A 19,860-nucleotide genomic window follows, 5' to 3' on the forward strand; every position below is an offset into this window, starting at 1 on the left:
GATAATAGTGTACCTTGATGTATAAATGATAAATATCAATGGTATAGGGTAGTATGATCTACTATTTTACTTTGTGCTCTATATAAACCACAAAAGATTCAAAGCCATAGCACGCTGTTGTTTTATACTCAGAACCAATAATAATGCATATTGCATGGTTGCTTTTTTAAAGTGATTTCAGCCCGCTAGACTTAAAAAAGGATAAATACATGAGTCATATTGCTGCTGTTGCACAGCGTGGTGAAGCAATTTTGACGCTCACTGCCGCAGAGGTACAAGCATCTGAAATAGGTTCTGCATGGTTAACTGCACTAAGTAAAACACTGCATGCCACTATGCTTGAGCGTCAAGGCGTAGGCATTGCCGCGCCGCAAATTTATGTTTCAAAGCGGGTGATTATCGTGGCTTCACGTGCAAATTTACGCTATCCCGATGCGCCTGAAATGGAGGCGATCGTGATGGTCAATCCAGTGATTACATCTCGATCTACGACCACGGTTTTGGGTGAAGAAGGCTGCTTAAGTGTGCCGAATGCACGAGGACAAGTCCCGAGAGCCGAGCAAATTCACGTGCGATATTTGACCCTTCAAGGTGAAGTCAAAGAGAAAACCCTGAATGGCTTTCCTGCACGGATCGTACAACATGAGGTCGATCATCTGAACGGGATCTTATTCACCGAGCGTTTAGAATAATAAACTGTACTATTTCAAAAAGATAAAAGTGACCAATTGAGCTAAAGAAATAATGGAAAAGTAATTTGAATAGTGGTGTAAGTGAAGTTTAAAGGCTTCAAAGGTTGCACTTTTAACTGTGAAAATAGGCTTTCTTTTTGAAGTTAAAACCTTGTATAACTAACGAAATAATAAAATAAAAAAGAAGATTAATGGGGAAAAATTGGGGCAATGCTGTCTGTACGAACTGGGGCGTACAATGGCGTAAATTGAAGCATCTTTTGTTTGAGTCAGACTATCTCATCATCAATTGGTCTGACTACGATAAAGGGCGTTTACTTCTCATCTTTGGCATGCTGAGTCAAGTTAGCGTGTTGAAGTGGTGCATCATGAATTTTTATTATTCGACCAATCGGATTTGGTTTAATCCGAGTGAACTCAAGTTCAGGATCATCGTCGCTTGTATAGTCCTACTCAGTTATGGCGTATTGGCAGTACTCAGTATTTATTTCAAAAAATATTTAAATTTTAGACTGTTTTTTAGCTATTTTGCGCCCGTCCTATTTGGGATCGGCATGATCTATGGTGGCTATATGATCGGGATCTATAGTCCTGCCACCATGGCGGGAACAGTCAATTTGTTGATGGTCGGTTTAGTTTTTTATCGTCCTGCAATTATGCTCAGTATTACATTTCCGATCACACTGTTTATTGGCTACATTTGCTATCAAACCTCGATTGACCGTCTAGAATATGCACCAATTTTCAGCCCAGCATTAAAACAGAGTGAGTTTTACGACAATGCCTTTTGGCTGATGAGTATGGCGGAGTTGTATTTACCCATATTGATCGTCAGTGCGGTATTTTTTCAGATTTTGCTTTTACAGTGGCGACACCGTGAACAAAAGATGGAAGTCCTCAGCCGTGTTGATGGCCTGACCAATGTGTTTAACCGTCGTTATGTCAGTCATGAACTTGATACGCTCAGCAAACAGACACGGCCTGAATTTGCAGTGGTTTTGCTTGATCTCGACCATTTTAAATTGATCAATGACCAATATGGACATGATGCAGGAGATGCCGTTTTACAACGTGTTGCTCAAATTTTAAATGACAATACTCGTGTACAAGATGTGGTTGGACGTTATGGCGGTGAAGAATTTATTTTAATTTTAGAAAATCAGAGTTTAGAGCAGGCGATAGAGGTCGCTGAACGCTGTCGATTGGCCATTTCTGAAGCTGAAACTATGATAGCCAACCATCAAATGTTGAAGATTAGTGCAAGTTTCGGTGTAGCAACTGCGATTGAGGGGACACCGTCTGCTGTGGTCACGCGTATGGCCGATCAAGCGCTGTACATGGCAAAGCAACAAGGACGTAACCAAGTGCGTAGCTTTCGTGAGTTAAACTTGGTAGAAGATTAAAAACTTAAAAGATAGCGATGCAGCAATTACAATTTCAGCTCGGATTAGCGCAGCTCGACTTTCAGACCGAGCAACAGAATATTCATTTTGATCTTGGCTTAGCGTCTTTGGTACAAAAATGTGTCCGACATCAGCGCTTCGATGCTTTAGCGATTGAATATTTGATCTATGAAATTGAAGAAATTTTAGAACGATTACAGCTTGATTATCAGACGCAGCGCTATGCTCAGTCGAATGACTCGATGCTGCAAATATTGGCGCAGACCTTTTTTGAACATGCGACCCGCATTGACCGACAAAGCTTAGAACATGGCTTTAATGAAATGATTGAACATACCGAATATTATCAAAATCTATTTGGTGAACAGGCAATCATTCAACTCAGTTATTTCGTTTTTATTCGAGAAATGATGCACCATTTGAATATACAGCACATACAGGTTTTAGCTCAGAACACGGCTTCACCATAAGGACTTATACAGAGGCAGCTCAATTTGTTATAAATAAAAAAGCACACAACAAAAAATAGCCCTTATGAAAACGCCTGTTCCAGATTATTTACAGCATGTCCTCAATGCCTGCGATGCCAATCAGCACGGAGCTTTGGCAGATTATATTCCTGAGTTAGCTAACGCCAATCCGAATAGACTGGCTTTGGCACTGTCTACCGTAGATGGCACGATTTATTCCACGGGTGATGACGAAGTCGAGTTCACCATTCAGTCGATGTCTAAACCTTTTGCTTATGCCTTAGCGATTCGTCATCTTGGTTTAGACAGCGTTTTACAAAAAGTCGGTGTCGAGCCATCGGGAGAGGCATTCAATCAAATTGCGCTCGATCCACAGAGCAATACCCCGAAAAACCCGATGATCAATTCGGGGGCAATCACCACACATTCACTATTACCGCATGACGAGCACAGCACCCGAGCTGAAAAACTCCGTGAATTTTTAAGTGAATTGGCAGGGCGTGAGCTGAGTTTTGATGAAGCGGTTTACCAGTCTGAAGTGAAGACGGCTTTTCGAAATTTGTCGATCGGTTACATGCTGCGCACAGTCGGTGTACTTGAAGAAGACCCTGAAGATGTGGTGAACGGCTATATTCGTCAGTGTGCAATATTAGTGACGGTTAAAGATTTGGCAAAAATGGCCAGTGTGCTTGCCAATGGTGGTGTGCAAGCTGCCACAGGGAAACGGTTGCTGTCACGTTCGGTGGTGCGGCAAGTGTTGAGTGTGATGATGACTTGCGGCATGTATGATGCTGCGGGTGATTGGCTGACAACGGTCGGTATTCCTGCCAAAAGCGGTGTGGCCGGTGGCATTATGGGGGCTTTGCCGGGGCAGGTTGGGCTGGCTGTCTTTAGTCCGAAACTGGATACACATGGGAATAGTGTTCGAGGCGTCGAAATATTTGAACGACTGTCTAAGGACATGGGACTGCATGTCATGGAGGGAACACCTTCAGCGCAAACGATCGTCCAGAGTCGCTATACCTGCGGGATAGATCGTTCGGTGGTGGTGTATGAACTGCGCGGCGTATTGCAATTTACTGAGTCGGAAATGTTACTGCGGATCTTAGAGGATGAACCTGTTGCGAATAACCATATCGTTTTAGACCTGACCAATATTTCTTTGATACACGCTGTTGGTGTCCGAATGCTCTTTGAAGGCGTAGATCGTTTAATTGCGGATGGTCATCGCGTGGTAGTGATCGACTCAGAGCATCTCTTGGAACAACGTCGAAGTCATGCAGGACATGAGGTGGTTGTGCGGGAAGAGTTGAGTCAATATTTACAACGATTTGAGCGTTAATTGATAAAAATCCATTGTTGATTCATACAAGGTGCTCATAAGTTTAGTGCTTAGATCGGCTATAATTTTCTTTTTGCGTTAAATTTGCTTATGTCTTTTGAGTTAAAAGTCAGTTTACTCCCGAGTGCTGAAGCTTTATCCCCACAGCATAAAAAGCTGAATAAACTGATTGAGCAAATCGAACAGCAAAAGCTGGATTTAGCACATTGGCAAAATGCCAAAAGTGAGATTCAGAGTTATATCCAACGGAAACTTGTACCGATCTATCGTGATTTGCATGCGGTGTACTACCGTCAGCTTGCACAACTTTGGCAGCATCTACAGCAAGAAGACTTTGCCAAAGCAGACTTAGCACAGCTGGATGCAAAGCTTGCGAAACTAGCAAAGCAACTGAAAAAATCCAACTACTTAAATACTGCCGAACTGGAAAAGGTTGCAGAGGTTGATGCTTTTTATCAGCAGCATCATGCACATATGCAAAAGCCGAATAAAAAAGCTAAGTTAGCGCAAGCTGAACAGAGCAAAGTAGAAGGTCATGTTGATATAGAACAAGAAACGACAGAAGAATATGAGTCATATGAAGCGTGGGACAGCGAACAATATCAACGTGAGAAAGAAGAGCATCAGCGTAAACGCTTAGCGCAAAAGCGTGAACAAGCTGAAAAGTTAGTGAACCAATCCCTGAAAACTGTGTATTTAAAAATCACCGCCATGATTCACCCAGACCGTGAACCTGATGAAGCTAAAAAAGCAGAAAAAACAGAGTTGCTGCAAGTGGTGAACCAAGCTCATGAAGCACAGGATTTGTTTTATTTATTAAAGCTGCAATTACAGCTTGAAACCAATAAAGACAAAAGCCCTAAAGCCTTAACTGATGAACATTTAAAGTTTTATCAAATGGCGCTAGAAGCACAAAGCCAACGCCTTGCAAGTCAAATTGATGACATCAAGGATAGCTTTCACTGGAGTGAAAAACCGAAGCCGAAAAATATGCAGGTGAAAGATGTGTTTAAGGTGATTGATGGCGATGTTTCGGTATTGAAAGAACAAGTGAAGTGGGAAAAAGAACGGCTGAAATATATGGAGAAGGTGAAAGGGTTGGAGGTGTTGCTGGAGAATGGGGTGCTTTGATACTTTTTTCATTAAAAGCATGTTTCCCTCATCCCCCTTGCGAAGCAGTGCTTCTCATCCCATAGGGAGAAGGAGCTGCATCTAATTAAATTCCGTCAATTGGCTTAATAATGAATATTCCCTCTCCTTGTAGGAGAGGGCTAGGGAGAGGTTATAAAATTTGATAATCTAAATAAAATAATAAAAACAAAACGTAATGAACAATAAACTCGACCCCCAACTTTTAATATTCGCCAAAACCATGCGCCATACCGCCACCGATGCAGAAAACTTTATGTGGCAACTCCTACGTACCAAGCGATTTATGGATTTAAAATTCCGTCGTCAGCATGTAATCAAGCCTTATATTGTGGATTTTTACTGTCATGAAATTTGTTTGGTCATAGAGCTTGATGGCAGTCAGCATGGATTGGATGATGTCATTGAATATGATGCGGAACGGACGAAGTATTTAGAAACTTTAGGTTTAAAGGTTGTGCGGTATTGGAATCATGATGTGTTGGGGCGGACGGATGTGGTGTTAGAGGATTTATGGCAGAGGTGTTCTGAATTAAAAAATACCTCTCCCTAACCCTCTCCTAAAAGGAGAGGGAACTTTAATATAAAACTCATGCAGGCATTAAATTAAATGATGCTCCCTCTCCCTTTGGGAGAGGGCTGGGGTGAGGGTAATAAATTTAGTGTAATAACATTTCTAAAATTTCAGGAATATTTGAGTATTCTTCATACCAAATAATATTGACTCCTAAATCTTTGAATATTGCTTCCTGTAAATGATGGTGGCTCTGCAAGAAATTTCTAGCTAAATTAATTTCTTCGTTTGTTGAGTTATCATTGATTAAAGATTCTTCTTTTACTCTCTGAAGAATTGCAAAGTGTTTACTTTCAACGGAAGGATTAGAAACAATGTCTAAAAGTCTTCTTAAATTCGGATCATCCATAGATAGTCCAATCATTAAGCAACTCTTTTCTCTTAAATGAGTTAATTGTACTAAATTCGACCAATGGTATGAGTCTGAGTACATCTTATGGTACCCATCTTCTGAAAATACAATTTCATTTCCAACATAATCATCATATTGATTTAGATTTTCTGGAATGAAGCCATGTACATGATAAATTGGTAATTCTTTTATACTGTATGTTTCCAATTCGTTAGGTATAACATGATGATGTAAATTAAGCTTTTTAAGCTTTTGTTCAATTAGATCATCAAAATTATAAGTAATAATTGAGTCTACATGGGCTCTTAGTCTTGTGGGGATACATAATCGACCTATAACTTCTATAAGCTTTGAATTGTGATTTATTTGTTTTGAGTTGTAGAGAATTTCATGAATAATATTTTTAAATTTATCAGAAGGTTCAGTATTTTTTGTAAATGATTTTTTCAAGTATCTAGCAGAAAGTAGTGCTGAATTAAAATGATTTTCCTTAAAATTATCTGAAATAGTGTTAATTGATTTCTGAGAAAATTTATTGTCAGCATTTTGGGTTTCGGAAAAATATTTTATTAACAGTGATGAGATTAATTGTTCCCAAGATGGCAATTTAGCATCACATGAAACACCTGCTCCTAACAATAAAGAAAAATTTCCGTCTTTATATTTAAGCTTTAATTGCTCGATTCGTTTTGACCGTTCATCTTTCCAATTTTGTTCATTATTTTTATTTGAGAATATTTCTTCAAATTTAATATTATATAAATTAGTTAGTAAATTTTTTGAAAAATCAATATTTTCAATAATTAGCTTACTTATAAATTCTTTTCCACAAATCTTGTATGGAAAATCTGGCTCCTTGTTTTTAAACAACCTACTTATATCATTTTCACTTAAGGTGGAAATCACAATCAAGCTTTTGGGTTCTGGGTGAAATTTTTCTTTTTGATTTAAAAATTTATCAAGGATTTTTCCAACCGCCAATGCTGAAGGAATAATCTTAATCTCAACTGCTGTTGGAGTAGGTAAGTCAGGAATGAATGTATTTTCTAAAATATAATCAAAAGGGAAAAATGGTGCTGAAAGCTGATGATATATGATTTTTTGTTTTTCAAAATGATGCTCAAGAAGCTTTTCTAAAAAGAAACTTAAGTCTCTATATGAGTTTTTACTATTGTGTGGATCAAAATTATTAAGAATATCGTCAAAGTTCATTTTATAAAAATAAAGGGCTGAATAATCAGCCCTTTATACTACGAATTTGGTTAAATTAACAACACATTAAAGCGCCGCAATCTGCTCCATATTCGCTTTAATTTTCGCTAACTGGTCAGCAAACTCAGCAAGTTTTACTTTCTCGCCTTCAACTACAGCAGCAGGCGCTTTCGCCACAAAACCTTCGTTAGAAAGTTTAGTCGCAATTTGGTCATGCTGTTTTTGAACCTTGTCTAAGTCTTTTTGTAGACGACCCAATTCCGCTTTAGGATCAATTAAGCCCTTCATTGGAACAAATACAGATACGTGACCTACGACAGATGAAGAAGACAATGGTGGTTGTTCAGCATCTGCAAGGAAAGTAATGCTTTCAACTTTTGCCAATGCTTTAAACAACGGTTCAATACGTGCTATTTGTGCTTTTTCAGCATCAGTGGTATTTTGAAGAAGAACAGGCAACAAGCGAGCATTACCTAGACCCATCTCACCACGGATGTTTCGTACAGCACCAATTAAACCTTGAAGCCATTGCATATCAGCTTCAGCTTGGTCGTTAATGAGTGCTTGCTCAGCAACAGGGTACTGAGCCAACATGATTGTTTCGCCAACGATGTTGAGTTTCGGCGCAAGCGTTTGCCAGATTTCTTCTGTTAGGTAAGGCATCAATGGGTGAGCCAAACGTAAAGACGCTTCCATTACAGCAAGAAGAACACGACGTACTTCAGCTTTACGCTCAACCGATACGTTTTCGTCATTGAGAACAGGCTTAGTTAATTCAACATACCAGTCACAGTATTCATTCCAAATGAACTCGTAAATTGCTTGTGCAGCCAAGTCTAAACGGTAAGTCGCGAATGCTGTTTGCACCGCTTGTTCCGCTTTTTGTAGACGGCTGACGATCCACTGTTCAGGCAATTCCCAAAGGTCTTGACGAACGTCTTGACCAATCACTTGCTCTTCGCAGTTCATCATCACGAAACGGGTAGCGTTCCAGATTTTGTTGGCAAAGTTACGGTAACCTTCAACACGCTTCATATCGAACTTGATGTCACGGCCAGTGTTCGCAAGCGCACAGAAAGTGAAACGAACCGCATCTGTACCGTAAGATTGAATGCCTTCAGGGAATTCTTTACGGGTTGATTTTTCAATCTTCGCCGCTTGTTTCGGGTTCATGAGTCCTGTAGTACGTTTTTGTACTAAAGTTTCAAGATCAACACCGTCAATCAAGTCTAATGGGTCAAGCACGTTACCCTTAGATTTAGACATTTTCTGACCTTCGCCATCACGTACCAAACCGTGAACGTACACTGTTTTGAACGGAACTTGCGGTGTGCCATCTTCATTTTTCATGAAGTGCATGGTCATCATGATCATGCGGGCAACCCAGAAGAAGATGATGTCGAAACCTGTTACTAGTACATCAGTCGGGTGGAAAGTATTTAAGAAATAGTTTTCTTTATCTTTCGCCGCGTCACCAGTCCAACCTAAAGTTGAGAACGTCCAAAGACCAGAAGAGAACCATGTATCAAGCACGTCTTCGTCTTGTTTCAATTCAACTTCAGGTGCAATGCCGTTTTTCGCACGAACTTCAGCTTCATCACGACCTACAAATACGTTACCTTCAGCATCGTACCAAGCAGGAATACGGTGACCCCACCACAATTGACGCGAAATACACCAATCTTGAATGTTGTTCATCCACGCCATGTACATGTTGCTGTATTGCTCAGGTACAAATTTGATGTCGCCATCTTTAACCGCTTTAATTGCAGGCTCAGCAAGTGGTGCAATTTTTACGTACCATTGGTCAGTCAGTAATGGTTCAACGATCACACCTGAACGGTCACCGCGAGGTGGCTTCAAGGTATATGGTTGAATTTGGTCTAACCAGCCTTCAGCTTCCGCTTGAGCAACCAATTTTTTACGTGCTTCAAAACGTTCTAAACCAATGTAATCCGCAGGTGCAGGAATGGTTTTAGAAATTTGCTCGCCCGCTTTTGCGATGTATTCAAACTCAGCCAACACTTCAGCATTTTTGTTGAAGATGTTGATGATCGGAAGTTCACAGCGTTTGCCCACTTCATAGTCATTGAAGTCGTGTGCAGGGGTGATTTTTACACAGCCTGTACCAAATTCTTTGTCTACATATTCGTCTTTTACGATAGGAACAGCACGGCCTGTAATTGGCAAGATAATGTTTTTACCAACAAGCGCTGCATAGCGTTCATCATCAAGCGCAACCGCAACAGCTGTATCGCCAAGCAATGTTTCAGGACGAGTGGTTGCAACTACGATGTGATCTTTACCGTCGTGAGTACGAAGTGACTTATCTTCAAAGAAATATTTGAAGTGCCACAGTGAACCTGCTTCTTCTTTATCAGACTCAACTTCTAAGTCAGAAAGGGCAGTTTGTAGTTTAGGGTCCCAGTTGACTAGGCGTTTACCACGGTAAATTAAGCCTTCTTCATGTAGCTTAACAAATACTTCTTTAACCGCGTTAGAAAGACCTTCGTCCATGGTGAAGCGTTCACGTGACCAGTCTACAGATGAGCCTAGACGACGAATTTGACGGGTAATGTTCCCGCCAGATTGTTCTTTCCATTCCCACACTTTTTCAATGAACTTTTCACGGCCAAGGTCGTGACGGCTGATGCCTTCAGCACCCAATTGACGTTCAACAACCATTTGCGTTGCGATACCTGCATGGTCGGTACCTGGCTGCCAAAGGGTGTTTTTGCCAGACATACGGTTATAACGAGTCAACGCATCCATAATGGCATTGTTGAAACCATGACCCATGTGCAAGCTACCAGTGACGTTTGGTGGCGGAATCATAATACAGAATGAATCACCTTTTTGAGATGGCTTGAAGTAGCCTCTCTCTTCCCAAGTCTTGTACCATTTTTTTTCGATCTCGGTCGGATCGTAGGTCGTAGCAATATTTTGCGCTGAATCAGTCATAGTCTAAACAGATCAAAAGTGGATAAAAAATTAGATCTATTGTAGCAAAAAAAATGGTGAATTAGGGATGTTGGGCGAATGTTAACTTTTAGGATTTGGCAGTAAATAAAAGAGTCCGTATGATAGGACCTAAGATAAGAAGTATCCATTGATCCCAAAACTAAGATAAAAGGAGCAATATCAAATGACTTATTCTATTTCTTTAAAGATTCAACCTACGACATATCAACGTTTTGAGACGATTCATCAAAAACTCAATGCAGGTGAAACAGAAAGTCAGTCCAAAGCCTTAGGGGATAATTTAGCGGATATTGCATGTGAAATTTTAGATCAAGTTTTTGGCCAAATGGCGCGCATGAATAAGTCTGGAGACAATGAATCCGAAAAAATTATTCAGCAAATACGTGAAACGACCCGTAAATATATGCCGTGGTCGGTGTCTTTTTTCAGCAATGACCGCCTTGTACCGATGGTAAATTATTTATATGGACGTTTTTACAGCGAAGATGGTCAGCATTATATGCATTATCCGATCGATGCCTCTTTAGCCACCGACTTGCTTGCCTATGTCAATCAAATGAAAGAAGGGCAGAATCAATATGTGCCGCTCGCGTTGAAAGCATTCACACAAGTGGTCGATGCCGGGGTGACGCATTTGGTGCGAGAACCGAAAAAAATGCTGAAATTTAACATGGTGGTGGATAAAACTTTAACCGGTGTCATCAATCTCACCACGCAACTCGGTTATAAACGTTTTGATAAACTCGGCAAAATTTATGATGCACAATCGATGAGTCAGTACTTTGACCATTTTATGGTGTTTTTGAGCAATGAGCCTGTACTATATAAAGCATAAAATACATATAAATGAATAAATTAGTTATTTAAAAGGATGTCAAAATGGCAAAACGTGATGATTTGAATGGAAAAGTGGTGTGGATTACTGGGGCATCGTCAGGTTTGGGTGAAGCTTTAGCAAAAGAATGTGCTTTGCAAGGGGCGCAGGTCATTTTGACCGCACGTCGTTTTGAAGAGTTGGAAAAAGTCCGTGTTTCATTATTACATCCAGATCAGCATCTTTCAGTGTGTGCAGACATTACCAATGAAGAACAAGTTCGACATGCTTATGAACAAGTCCTTGCGCATAAAGGTCGAATTGACTGGCTAATCAATAATGCGGGATTGAGTCAGCGTGCATTGATCACGGATACGACCATGCAGACTGAACGAGCCATCATGGAAGTAGATTATTTTTCTCAAGTATTTTTGACTAAAACCGTTTTACCGACTTTTTTAGCGCAAAAGTCTGGTCGAATTGCTTTTGTTTCAAGTGTTGCAGGCTTATTAGGGACACAATACCGCGCGACCTATTCTGCTGCAAAAGCTGCCATTCATATGTGGGCGAACAGTCTACGTGCGGAAGTTGCGGATCAAGGGGTGGGCGTATCGGTGATATTCCCCGGATTTGTCAAAACCAATGTTTCATTTAATGCACTCAATGGTGCCGGCAAGCCACAAGGGCATCAGGATGAAGCCATTGAAAATGGTCTAGAAGCCAATGAGTTTGCCGAAACGGTGGTGCAATCTTTGCAACGTGGGGAAGAATACATCGTGGTGGGTGGTTCTAAAGAAAAGCTCGGTGTTTGGGTATCTCGATTATCACCGACAACGTTATATAAAATGATTCGTAAAACCAAAGTGAAGTAAATTTTATCAAGTTTAAATAGTTTAAAAGTCACTCTTAACAGTGACTTTTTTTTAATGAGTAACGAGATTATAAGAAATGAAAAAGAATAATTTTAACAAATGGGGAATAGCCATCATTTTGTGCGCAATCATTGGTGCAATCGGTACAGTGGCATATTTTTATTTTAAACAGAAAACTCAAAAAATTGAGCAGAAGTCAACGCTCGAAAAGCCTGAAAAAGAAATAGGAACTGTATCAGAACCAGTTATTGAATCTGTTGAGATTGAACCTAAAGTTGAAGCGGCGAGTGCAGAAGTTGTTATGCGAGGACCAAATGAGGGGTGGTTACCGATCGAAGCACTGTTTGATGAAAAAGGATTATTGAAGTCTGAGTATTACAGTCAAAATCCTCAAGATTCAGATGTTGATAAATTACCTTATAGCTCGAATAAAATTGGTGATTTTAAATGGCGAGCTGAATTTCATGCTGTTGATGATTTTAAAGGCGATCAGGCTAGATTCAAAGATCAATGTTTTGGATATTGTGTTTTAGTGAAAGGTAAGTTGCTGACCAGTGTTGAATCGACTGTATTTACGGGCGCATTTATTGCGAAAGATCATTTGATCGAAGTGATTGCACATAAGGGGAGTGGCGCATATATGCCTGTCAACTATAGCTTTATCAAAATCGACAAAGCTGGTAATGCAGAGTTAATCTCAGATGATCATAATTCTTACAAAGATCAATTGGCTCGTATCAATCATTCGGGACTCGAGATTGACTTAAAACCATTTAGAAAACTTCAATATTTTCTTCTAATGAATGAAAATGGTTTAAATGTGTCGATGCAAAAACCCAATAAGGTGGATGTCGAACCGACTCAGTGTAAAGAGTATTACGAAGGAACATTAGAGGCATGTCCAACTTTATATGGATGTAAAGCTGACATTGTGGTGCAAGATCTGGCACGTGCTTATGCTGGAGATGTTACATTTAGTTATCATGATCCAAATATTGATGAAAAAAAATTTAATGAGGTTTGCTTTAAAGTTTGTCGCAATGAAAATGTGAGTTATGAAGAGTTTGAAAACACATTGTGTAAAGTAAATTAAATAGTAAAAATGAATTGGGGAGAAGTAGAGAGATCAGATGTCTCTCTTTTGAATTGCAGTCCCATACGCAAAGACTTCGACCATGCCGCCTTGCATACCCAGCTCAGTGGTGCTTAAACGCAGACCCATAATTTGCGTTGCGCCCATTTTTTCAGCTTCTTGCTTTAAACGCACCACGGCTTCACGACGTGCCCGATCGACGATGCTTTCATAACTGGTTAAACGTCCGCCAAAGAAGTTCTGAATATTGGCAATCACATATTTAAAATAATCATGTGAAATCACTACATTACTCGAAATAAGTTGTCCGAAATGTTCAGTAGTTTTAAAGCGGTTGTTGTCTATGCGAATATGTGCCAATCGCTTTTCTTGAGCTTCGAGTTCTTTGAGATGTTTTTGTTCGATATGGCGACCGAAGCCCCAACCAATACAAAAGAGCACCACAAAGATCAGGACTTTAAAAATAAAGGCATCCATGACTTAGTCCTGAGTTGGAAATGGGTCTGGGAGTTTTGCTGAGTTGGCTTCTACGCGAACAGCCGTGCCATACACAAATAATTCAGAGGCGCCTTGAGCAATATTTGAGGTTGAAAAACGGATGCCGACGACCGCATTCGCGCCTAAGGCACGTGCTTTATCAATCATACGGCTCATGGCTTCTTGACGAGATTCTTCGAGTAGTTCTGTATAACCTTTGAGTTCACCACCCACGATATTTTTTAGGCCAGCCATAAAGTCACGACCAACATGTTTACTGCGGACAGTACTGCCATAAACGACATCAAGTTGTTGTGTAATGGTATGACCCGGAACAGATTCAAGATTACTTAAAAGCATTTTTAGTTATCAATATAAAAAGGTGAATTGAAGATAGGAAACTCTTTAGCAAAAAGCAATATCTTCATTTTTATTTTGTAGCTCCGATCTAAAAATGAAAAAGCCCACCGAAGTGAGCTTTTCAAATATTACGGGCTAGGCTAACTCAAATTATTGTTTTGATGCAGCTTTACGCTCAGCAGTAGAAGGTTGGTATTGCACAGCATCAGAAGTGTTGGCTTTGATACCACCACCAAGTGTTTTATACAATTCAACTTGGTTGTTGAGATTTGCTTGTTCAAGCAACAACAAACCTTGCTCAGCTGCATAAGATGCACGCTGCGCATCCAGCACAGTTAGGTAGCTATCAATACCAGCACGGAAGCGAGCATTTGATAGTTTGTAAGTTGTATTGGTTGCATCAACTAAACGGCGCTGTGCTGCAATACGGTCACCGATGTTTTGACGAACTGCAAGCGCATCATTCACTTCACGGAAAGCAGACTGAACTGATTTTTCATAATCAGACAATGCAATTTTCTGGTCAGTTTCAGAAACTTTAATATTGGCCTGACGTGTACCCCAGTCGAAGATTGGAATATCTAGACTAGGGCCAGCAGACCATACAAAGTTGCCTGATTTAAATAGATCACCTAAGTCCGTTGAAGCATAACCCGCAGAACCTGTCAGGCTAATCGTAGGGAACAGACGTGCTTTAGCTGCACCAATGTTCGCACCAGCGGCAGACAGTTTGTATTCAGCTGCACGTACATCTGGACGGTTGTTCAACAAATCACTTGGAATACCTGAACCAATGGTATTGGTCGAAGTAATACGATTGACACGTTGGTTCGGCAGCAAGTTCGCAGGCACTTGTTGACCCACTAAAAGGTTCAATAAGTTTTGCGCTTGAGCAATTTGAGTCTTGTAGTTCGCAACATCATTACGTGCAGTTTCTACAGAAATTTGAGCCTGACGAACAGGAACTTCACTGTCAATACCGACATCAAAACGCTTTTTGTTGAGGTTGTAAGATTCAAGCTGAGCTTTTAAGGTTTGATCCGCAAGCTTCAAGTTCGAATTGGCATACGCGTAGTTTAACCATGCTTGAGCCACTTGACCGATCAACGCAATTTGTGTTGCATCACGGGCACTTGCAGTTGCAAGGTAACTGTCTAAAGCATTGTCTTTTAAGCTACGTACACGACCCCAAAAATCAAGTTCATAGGCAGTGACACCTAAACCGACATTATAAGAGGTGATAGGCTTTTGTGTATTCAACGTGTCTTGACGAAGTACATTACCACTTGCACCAATGGTTGGTAATTGACCATTGGCAGTGATTTGATACTGTTGCTGTGCACGTTCAATATTTAAAGCAGCCGTACGTAGGTCACGGTTATTGGCTAAAGCTAAGTCAAGAACTTGTACCAGACGTTGGTCAGCAAAGAAATCTTTATATCCTTGTTCAGCAACAGAAGTACCTGAAGCACTTGCTGTGTAGCTTTCGGGGATATTGGTCTGAACAACCGGCTCTGGACCACGCATGCTTTGGCAGGCAGCCAAAGCAAGCGCAAGTGAAGAAACCGCAATGCTACGACCTGCAATAGACCATACATTTTGCATCACGATAAATGCTCCTGATTATTTTGTTGTTTTGGTTTGTACTTAAAGATACTTCGGATCCATACATAGAACACAGGAATAAAGAAGATACCAAGTAGGGTAGAACTGATTACGCCACCCAATACACCATAACCTACGGAGTGCTGGCTACCTGCACCTGCACCCGAAGAAAGCGCAAGCGGAAGTACACCAAAACCAAAGGCTAAAGTGGTCATGATAATTGGACGTAGACGCATTTTAGCGGCATGCAATGTTGCGTCAAACAGATCTTCACCTTTTTCTTGAAGTTCTTTGGCGAATTCTACGATCAAGATCGCATTCTTCGCGGACAAACCAATGACGGCAATAATAGCCACCTGGAAGTAAATGTTATTCGCCAAGTTTGGATTTTTGAAGAACACCATTCCAAGGAAAGTTAGTAATAACGCACCCAATACACCTAATGGTACAACCAGTAATACTGAGAACGGAATAGACCAGCTTTCATACAAGGCAGCAAGACATAGGAAGACGATTAACAATGAAAGTGCGTATAGGAATGGTGCTTGTGCGCCAGACTCACGTTCTTCTAGAGATAAACCAGTCCATTCATAGTCAAAGCCTTGAACGCCCATCGAAGGAAGTTTTTGTACAATTTCTTCCATCGCTTTCATCGCGTCGCCCGAACTTACACCTACACCCGGTGAACCTTGAATGTTCACAGATGCGATACCGTTATAACGTTCAAGACGTGGTGAACCATAAGTCCATTCACCAGTAGCGAAGGTCGAGAATGGAACCATTGTGCCTTGGTTGTTACGGACATACCACTGGCTCAGATCTTCAGGCATCATACGTGCCGCAGCTTCACCTTGTACATAGACTTTCTTCACACGACCACGGTCAACGAAGTCATTGATGTAAGAACCACCCCATGCCATACCCATTGTGGTGTTAATCTCAGAAATACTCACACCCATTGCACCGGCTTGAGCTTGGTCAATCGTGATTTTGTACTGTGGCGTATCTTCTTGACCGTTAGGACGAACACCCATGAGGCGTTTATCTTGAGCAGCCATACCGAGCACCATATTACGGGCATCGATAAGTTGTTGATGGGTTTGACCTGCAGAAGCTTTTAACTGCAAGTTGAAGCCGGCAGTTACACCCAATTCAGGCATTGCTGGTAATTGGATTGGCATGATGTATGAAGCATCCTTCACGATCATGTTCAATGCCATACCACGTTGAATAATCGCACCCACTTGAGATTCAGGTGATGTACGGTCTTCCCAATCTTTTAACTTGATGAATGCAAGACCTGCGTTTTGACCTACACCTGTGAACGAGAAACCGGCAACACTGAATACAGAATCGACATATTTTTCTTCGTTTTTCAGGAAGTAATCGGTCATTGCAGTGACAGTTTTATCCGTACGCTCAAGTGAGGCATTCGGTGGTAACTGTACCAGTGTCATTACAACACCTTGGTCTTCTTCAGGTAAGAATGATGAAGGTAACTTTTGGAATAAAAGCACTAATAACCCGATTACAACTGCATAAATCACACCAGAGAAAATCTTGTGGTGCGTCATGAAGTTCACGCCGCCTTGGTATTTATGCGCAACCTTATCAAAAGAGCTGTTAAACCAACGGAAGAAACGGGCAAAGATATTGTTGCTTTCTGGTTTGTTTGGATCATGTTGTTTCAACATGGTCGCACATAGGGCAGGGGTAAAGGTCAATGCCACAATCAATGACAGAATCATTGCTGTTACCAGCGTGATTGAGAACTGACGATAAATTACACCTGTCGTACCACCGAAGAATGCCATCGGCACGAATACAGCGGTTAACACAGAGGTAATACCGATAAGGGCACCCGAGATCTGTTTCATTGAGATTTCAGTTGCAGTCACTGGGTCAAGATGATCTTCAACCATGACACGTTCAACGTTCTCTACGACAACAATAGCATCATCCACGAGGAGACCAATCGCCAGTACCATCGCGAACATGGTGAGTGTGTTGATCGAGAAACCAAACATGTTAATGACAGCAAAAGTACCCAATACCACTACAGGTACAGCCAATGTCGGAATAATCGTTGCGCGCCAGTTCTGTAAGAACAAGAACATCACAAAGAATACGAGAATCACGGCTTCTACAAGGGTATGTACAACACTTTCAATCGATAACTTAATGAATGGAGTCGTATCAAATGCAAGCGTGTCTTCTAAACCTTCAGGGTAGTTTGGACGTAGTTCTTTTAAACGTGCTTCAACAGCTTCGGCTGTATCTAATGCGTTTGCACCAGTTGCTAGTTTGATCGCTACACCACCAGCAGGTTTGTTGTTGAACTTAGAGTCGAACTGATAGTTGTCAGCACCTAATTCAACACGTGCAACATCACCTAAACGTACCTGAGCACCATCACTACTGTTACGCAGGAAAATGTTTTTAAACTGCTCTGGTGTTTGCAACAAACTTTGTGCTGTAACTGTCGCGTTCAGTACTTGACCTTCAGTTGCAGGCGCACCACCTAACTGACCAACAGCAACCTGAGCATTCTGTGTACGGATAGCCGCAGCCACATCACTCGGTGTAACTTTCAGGTTTGCCATTTTGGCTGGATCTAGCCAAATACGCATCGCATAAGAACCACCGAATACTTGGACTTCACCTACACCTGCCACACGGCTGAGAGGTTCAGAAATATTCGAGTTTACATAGTCCTTAATGTCGTCCGCAGTCAACTTACCCGACGGTGAGTGGAATGCTACAACTTGTAGGAAGCTTGCGCCAGATTTGGTGACTTTTACACCTTGACGCTGTACATCTTCAGGTAATAGCGCTGTCGCAGACTGGAGTTTGTTTTGGACTTGAACTTGGGCGATATCTGGATCGATCCCTTGTTCAAAGTTCAATGTAATAGATGCTTGACCGTTACCCGCACTGTTTGACGAAATATAACGTAAGCCATCCAAACCATTCATTTGTTGTTCAATGATTTGGGTTACGGTGTTTTCAACTGTTTCTGCAGACGCACCAGGGTAAGTCGCAGAGATTGAAACCGTTGGCGGCGCAATGGTCGGATACTGTGCAATTGGCATATTAGATAGCGTGAGTACACCCGCCAACATAATCACCAATGCAATCACCCACGCAAAAATGGGGCGATGAATAAAGAATTGAGCCATTCAGTCTACTCCCTATGCGTTTGAAGTAGCTTTTTGTTCAGTTTTAGGCGCTGCTTGTTCTGCGGCTTTAGCGTTTGGCTTTGCTGCAGCAGGTTGTTGCGCACCTTGAGGTGCAGCAGCCTGAGGTTGATACGGTTTGGCTACAACTTGTTGTTCTGGCTTAACTTTCGCAATACCGTCAACAATAACTTTATCGCCAGTATTCAAGCCTTGAGTCACGATCCAATTCGAACCTTGTGTACCAACAGTGGTTACAGGACGAGATTCAACAGCACCTTTTGCATTAACAATCATTGCCATTGCTTGACCTGTAGGAGTACGTGTAATAGCAGCTTGTGGAATCAGGTAAGCGTTTGGAATCACACCTTGAACGATGCGAGCATTGGCAAACATACCCGGAAGCAATAAATGGTTCGGGTTAGAGAACACAGCGCGAAGTGTAACCGTACCTGTATCGGGGTTCACACTTGCATCAGAAAATGCAAGACGACCTTCAATTGGGTATTCGCTACCATCTTCAAGACGTAATTTCACTTTGGTGTTATTACTGCTGTCTAAGTTGCCTTGGCTTAATTGTTGACGTAAGCGAAGAAGTTCAGCACTTGATTGGTTAATGTCAACGTACATTGGATCAAGACGTTGAATTGTGACTAATGGATCAGCCTGAGATGCAGTAACTAATGCACCCGCTGTGACTGTAGAACGGTTGGTTTGACCTGAAATTGGCGCACGTACAGTTGAGTAACCTAAGTTAATTTCTGCATTTTTAAGTTCTGCCTGAGATGCAGCAACGTCTGCTTCAGCCAGTTTTACTTGCGCAACAATATCGTCATATTCTTGTTTAGAAATCGCATTTGATCCCACAAGCTGACGGTAGCGACCTTCTTTAACACGTAACACGCCTAAATTTGCTTGTTGACGTCTTAAAGCAGCACGAGCACTGTCAGCTGAAGCACGGTTTGTACGCGAGTCGATCTCGTACAAGGCTTGTCCTTCGCGAACATAGCTACCTTCTGCAAATAAACGTTTCAGTACTACACCACTGGTTTGTGGACGTACTTCTGAAATTTCATAGGCAGATGTACGGCCTGAAAGTTCAACAGATTGTTCAACGCTTTGCGGTTGGGCAACAATGACACCGACTTCAGTTGGTGGCATTTGCTGTGCAGCAGCAGCTTGCTGTGCATTTTTAGGATCTTTGCTACAACCAACAAGTGCAATACTTGTTGCCAATGCGCAAGCAGTCAGGGCGGGAGCCCAAAGCTTTGCAGACATCATTGTTCC

16 protein-coding genes are annotated in these 19,860 nt (G+C 41.4%); 9 read left to right on the forward strand and 7 right to left on the reverse strand.

Annotation, left to right across the window (positions count from 1 at the left end; all coding sequences use genetic code 11):
- Positions 1 to 209: 209 nt before the first annotated feature.
- The 6 genes from def to FTT92_RS01065 all read left to right on the forward strand — a co-directional run bounded on the left by def (position 210) and on the right by FTT92_RS01065 (position 5,609).
- Positions 210 to 692, forward strand: coding sequence for a peptide deformylase (gene def / locus FTT92_RS01040; protein ID WP_180171210.1), 483 nt, complete (start codon positions 210 to 212; stop codon positions 690 to 692).
- Positions 693 to 883: 191 nt separating this feature from the next.
- On the forward strand, positions 884 to 2,095 hold the full coding sequence (locus tag FTT92_RS01045; RefSeq protein WP_180171211.1) for a GGDEF domain-containing protein: 1,212 nt from the start codon (positions 884 to 886) through the stop codon (positions 2,093 to 2,095).
- 17 nt (positions 2,096 to 2,112) lie between these two features.
- Positions 2,113 to 2,565 carry a hypothetical protein gene (locus FTT92_RS01050; protein WP_180171212.1) on the forward strand — a complete coding sequence of 151 codons (453 nt, stop codon included), beginning with the start codon at positions 2,113 to 2,115 and terminating at the stop codon, positions 2,563 to 2,565.
- Between the two features lie 64 nt (positions 2,566 to 2,629).
- On the forward strand, positions 2,630 to 3,907 hold the full coding sequence (locus FTT92_RS01055) for a glutaminase (protein ID WP_111885556.1): 1,278 nt from the start codon (positions 2,630 to 2,632) through the stop codon (positions 3,905 to 3,907).
- A gap of 90 nt (positions 3,908 to 3,997) precedes the next feature.
- Complete coding sequence (locus tag FTT92_RS01060; protein WP_180171213.1) at positions 3,998 to 5,038, forward strand: molecular chaperone DnaJ; 1,041 nt, start codon at positions 3,998 to 4,000, stop codon at positions 5,036 to 5,038.
- A gap of 196 nt (positions 5,039 to 5,234) precedes the next feature.
- Complete coding sequence (locus FTT92_RS01065; RefSeq protein WP_180171214.1) at positions 5,235 to 5,609, forward strand: endonuclease domain-containing protein; 375 nt, start codon at positions 5,235 to 5,237, stop codon at positions 5,607 to 5,609.
- Between the two features lie 106 nt (positions 5,610 to 5,715).
- On the opposite strand, the gene FTT92_RS01070 is transcribed toward FTT92_RS01065, so the two are convergent.
- Positions 5,716 to 7,194: an SIR2 family protein gene (locus FTT92_RS01070; RefSeq protein ID WP_180171215.1), complete on the reverse strand. Its 1,479-nt coding sequence runs from the start codon at positions 7,192 to 7,194 to the stop codon at positions 5,716 to 5,718.
- A 66-nt stretch (positions 7,195 to 7,260) separates the two neighbouring features.
- Positions 7,261 to 10,155 carry a valine--tRNA ligase gene (locus tag FTT92_RS01075; RefSeq protein WP_180171216.1) on the reverse strand — a complete coding sequence of 965 codons (2,895 nt, stop codon included), beginning with the start codon at positions 10,153 to 10,155 and terminating at the stop codon, positions 7,261 to 7,263.
- A 184-nt stretch (positions 10,156 to 10,339) separates the two neighbouring features.
- On the opposite strand from FTT92_RS01075, the gene FTT92_RS01080 reads away from it, so the two are divergent.
- The 3 genes from FTT92_RS01080 to FTT92_RS01090 all read left to right on the forward strand — a co-directional run bounded on the left by FTT92_RS01080 (position 10,340) and on the right by FTT92_RS01090 (position 12,955).
- The gene (locus FTT92_RS01080) at positions 10,340 to 11,011 is read left to right on the forward strand and encodes a hypothetical protein (RefSeq protein WP_180171217.1); all 672 of its coding nucleotides are present in this window, start codon (positions 10,340 to 10,342) and stop codon (positions 11,009 to 11,011) included.
- Positions 11,012 to 11,055: 44 nt separating this feature from the next.
- The gene (locus FTT92_RS01085; RefSeq protein WP_180007565.1) at positions 11,056 to 11,862 is read left to right on the forward strand and encodes an SDR family oxidoreductase; all 807 of its coding nucleotides are present in this window, start codon (positions 11,056 to 11,058) and stop codon (positions 11,860 to 11,862) included.
- 76 nt (positions 11,863 to 11,938) lie between these two features.
- Entirely contained in the window at positions 11,939 to 12,955 is a 1,017-nt protein-coding gene (locus FTT92_RS01090) for a hypothetical protein (RefSeq protein WP_180171218.1), read from the forward strand.
- Positions 12,956 to 12,988: 33 nt separating this feature from the next.
- Here the strand turns inward: FTT92_RS01090 and FTT92_RS01095 are convergent, their stop codons facing one another.
- From FTT92_RS01095 to FTT92_RS01115, 5 genes are all read right to left on the reverse strand, one after another.
- Positions 12,989 to 13,432: a YbjQ family protein gene (locus tag FTT92_RS01095; RefSeq protein ID WP_111885285.1), complete on the reverse strand. Its 444-nt coding sequence runs from the start codon at positions 13,430 to 13,432 to the stop codon at positions 12,989 to 12,991.
- A 3-nt stretch (positions 13,433 to 13,435) separates the two neighbouring features.
- A complete protein-coding gene (locus FTT92_RS01100; RefSeq protein WP_078192212.1) occupies positions 13,436 to 13,792 on the reverse strand; it encodes a YbjQ family protein in 357 nt (118 codons plus the stop codon).
- A gap of 150 nt (positions 13,793 to 13,942) precedes the next feature.
- A complete protein-coding gene (gene adeK, locus FTT92_RS01105; RefSeq protein ID WP_180171249.1) occupies positions 13,943 to 15,397 on the reverse strand; it encodes a multidrug efflux RND transporter AdeIJK outer membrane channel subunit AdeK in 1,455 nt (484 codons plus the stop codon).
- On the reverse strand, positions 15,397 to 18,576 hold the full coding sequence (locus tag FTT92_RS01110; RefSeq protein ID WP_111885287.1) for an efflux RND transporter permease subunit: 3,180 nt from the start codon (positions 18,574 to 18,576) through the stop codon (positions 15,397 to 15,399). Before FTT92_RS01110 ends, adeK begins: the two co-directional genes overlap by 1 nt.
- A gap of 12 nt (positions 18,577 to 18,588) precedes the next feature.
- Positions 18,589 to 19,854 (reverse strand): efflux RND transporter periplasmic adaptor subunit, encoded by a 1,266-nt coding sequence (locus FTT92_RS01115; RefSeq protein ID WP_180171219.1) that lies wholly within the window; start codon positions 19,852 to 19,854, stop codon positions 18,589 to 18,591.
- Positions 19,855 to 19,860 lie beyond the last annotated feature (6 nt).

This window comes from Acinetobacter sp. YH12023 (assembly GCF_013420135.1).
Lineage (GTDB): Bacteria > Pseudomonadota > Gammaproteobacteria > Pseudomonadales > Moraxellaceae > Acinetobacter > Acinetobacter amyesii.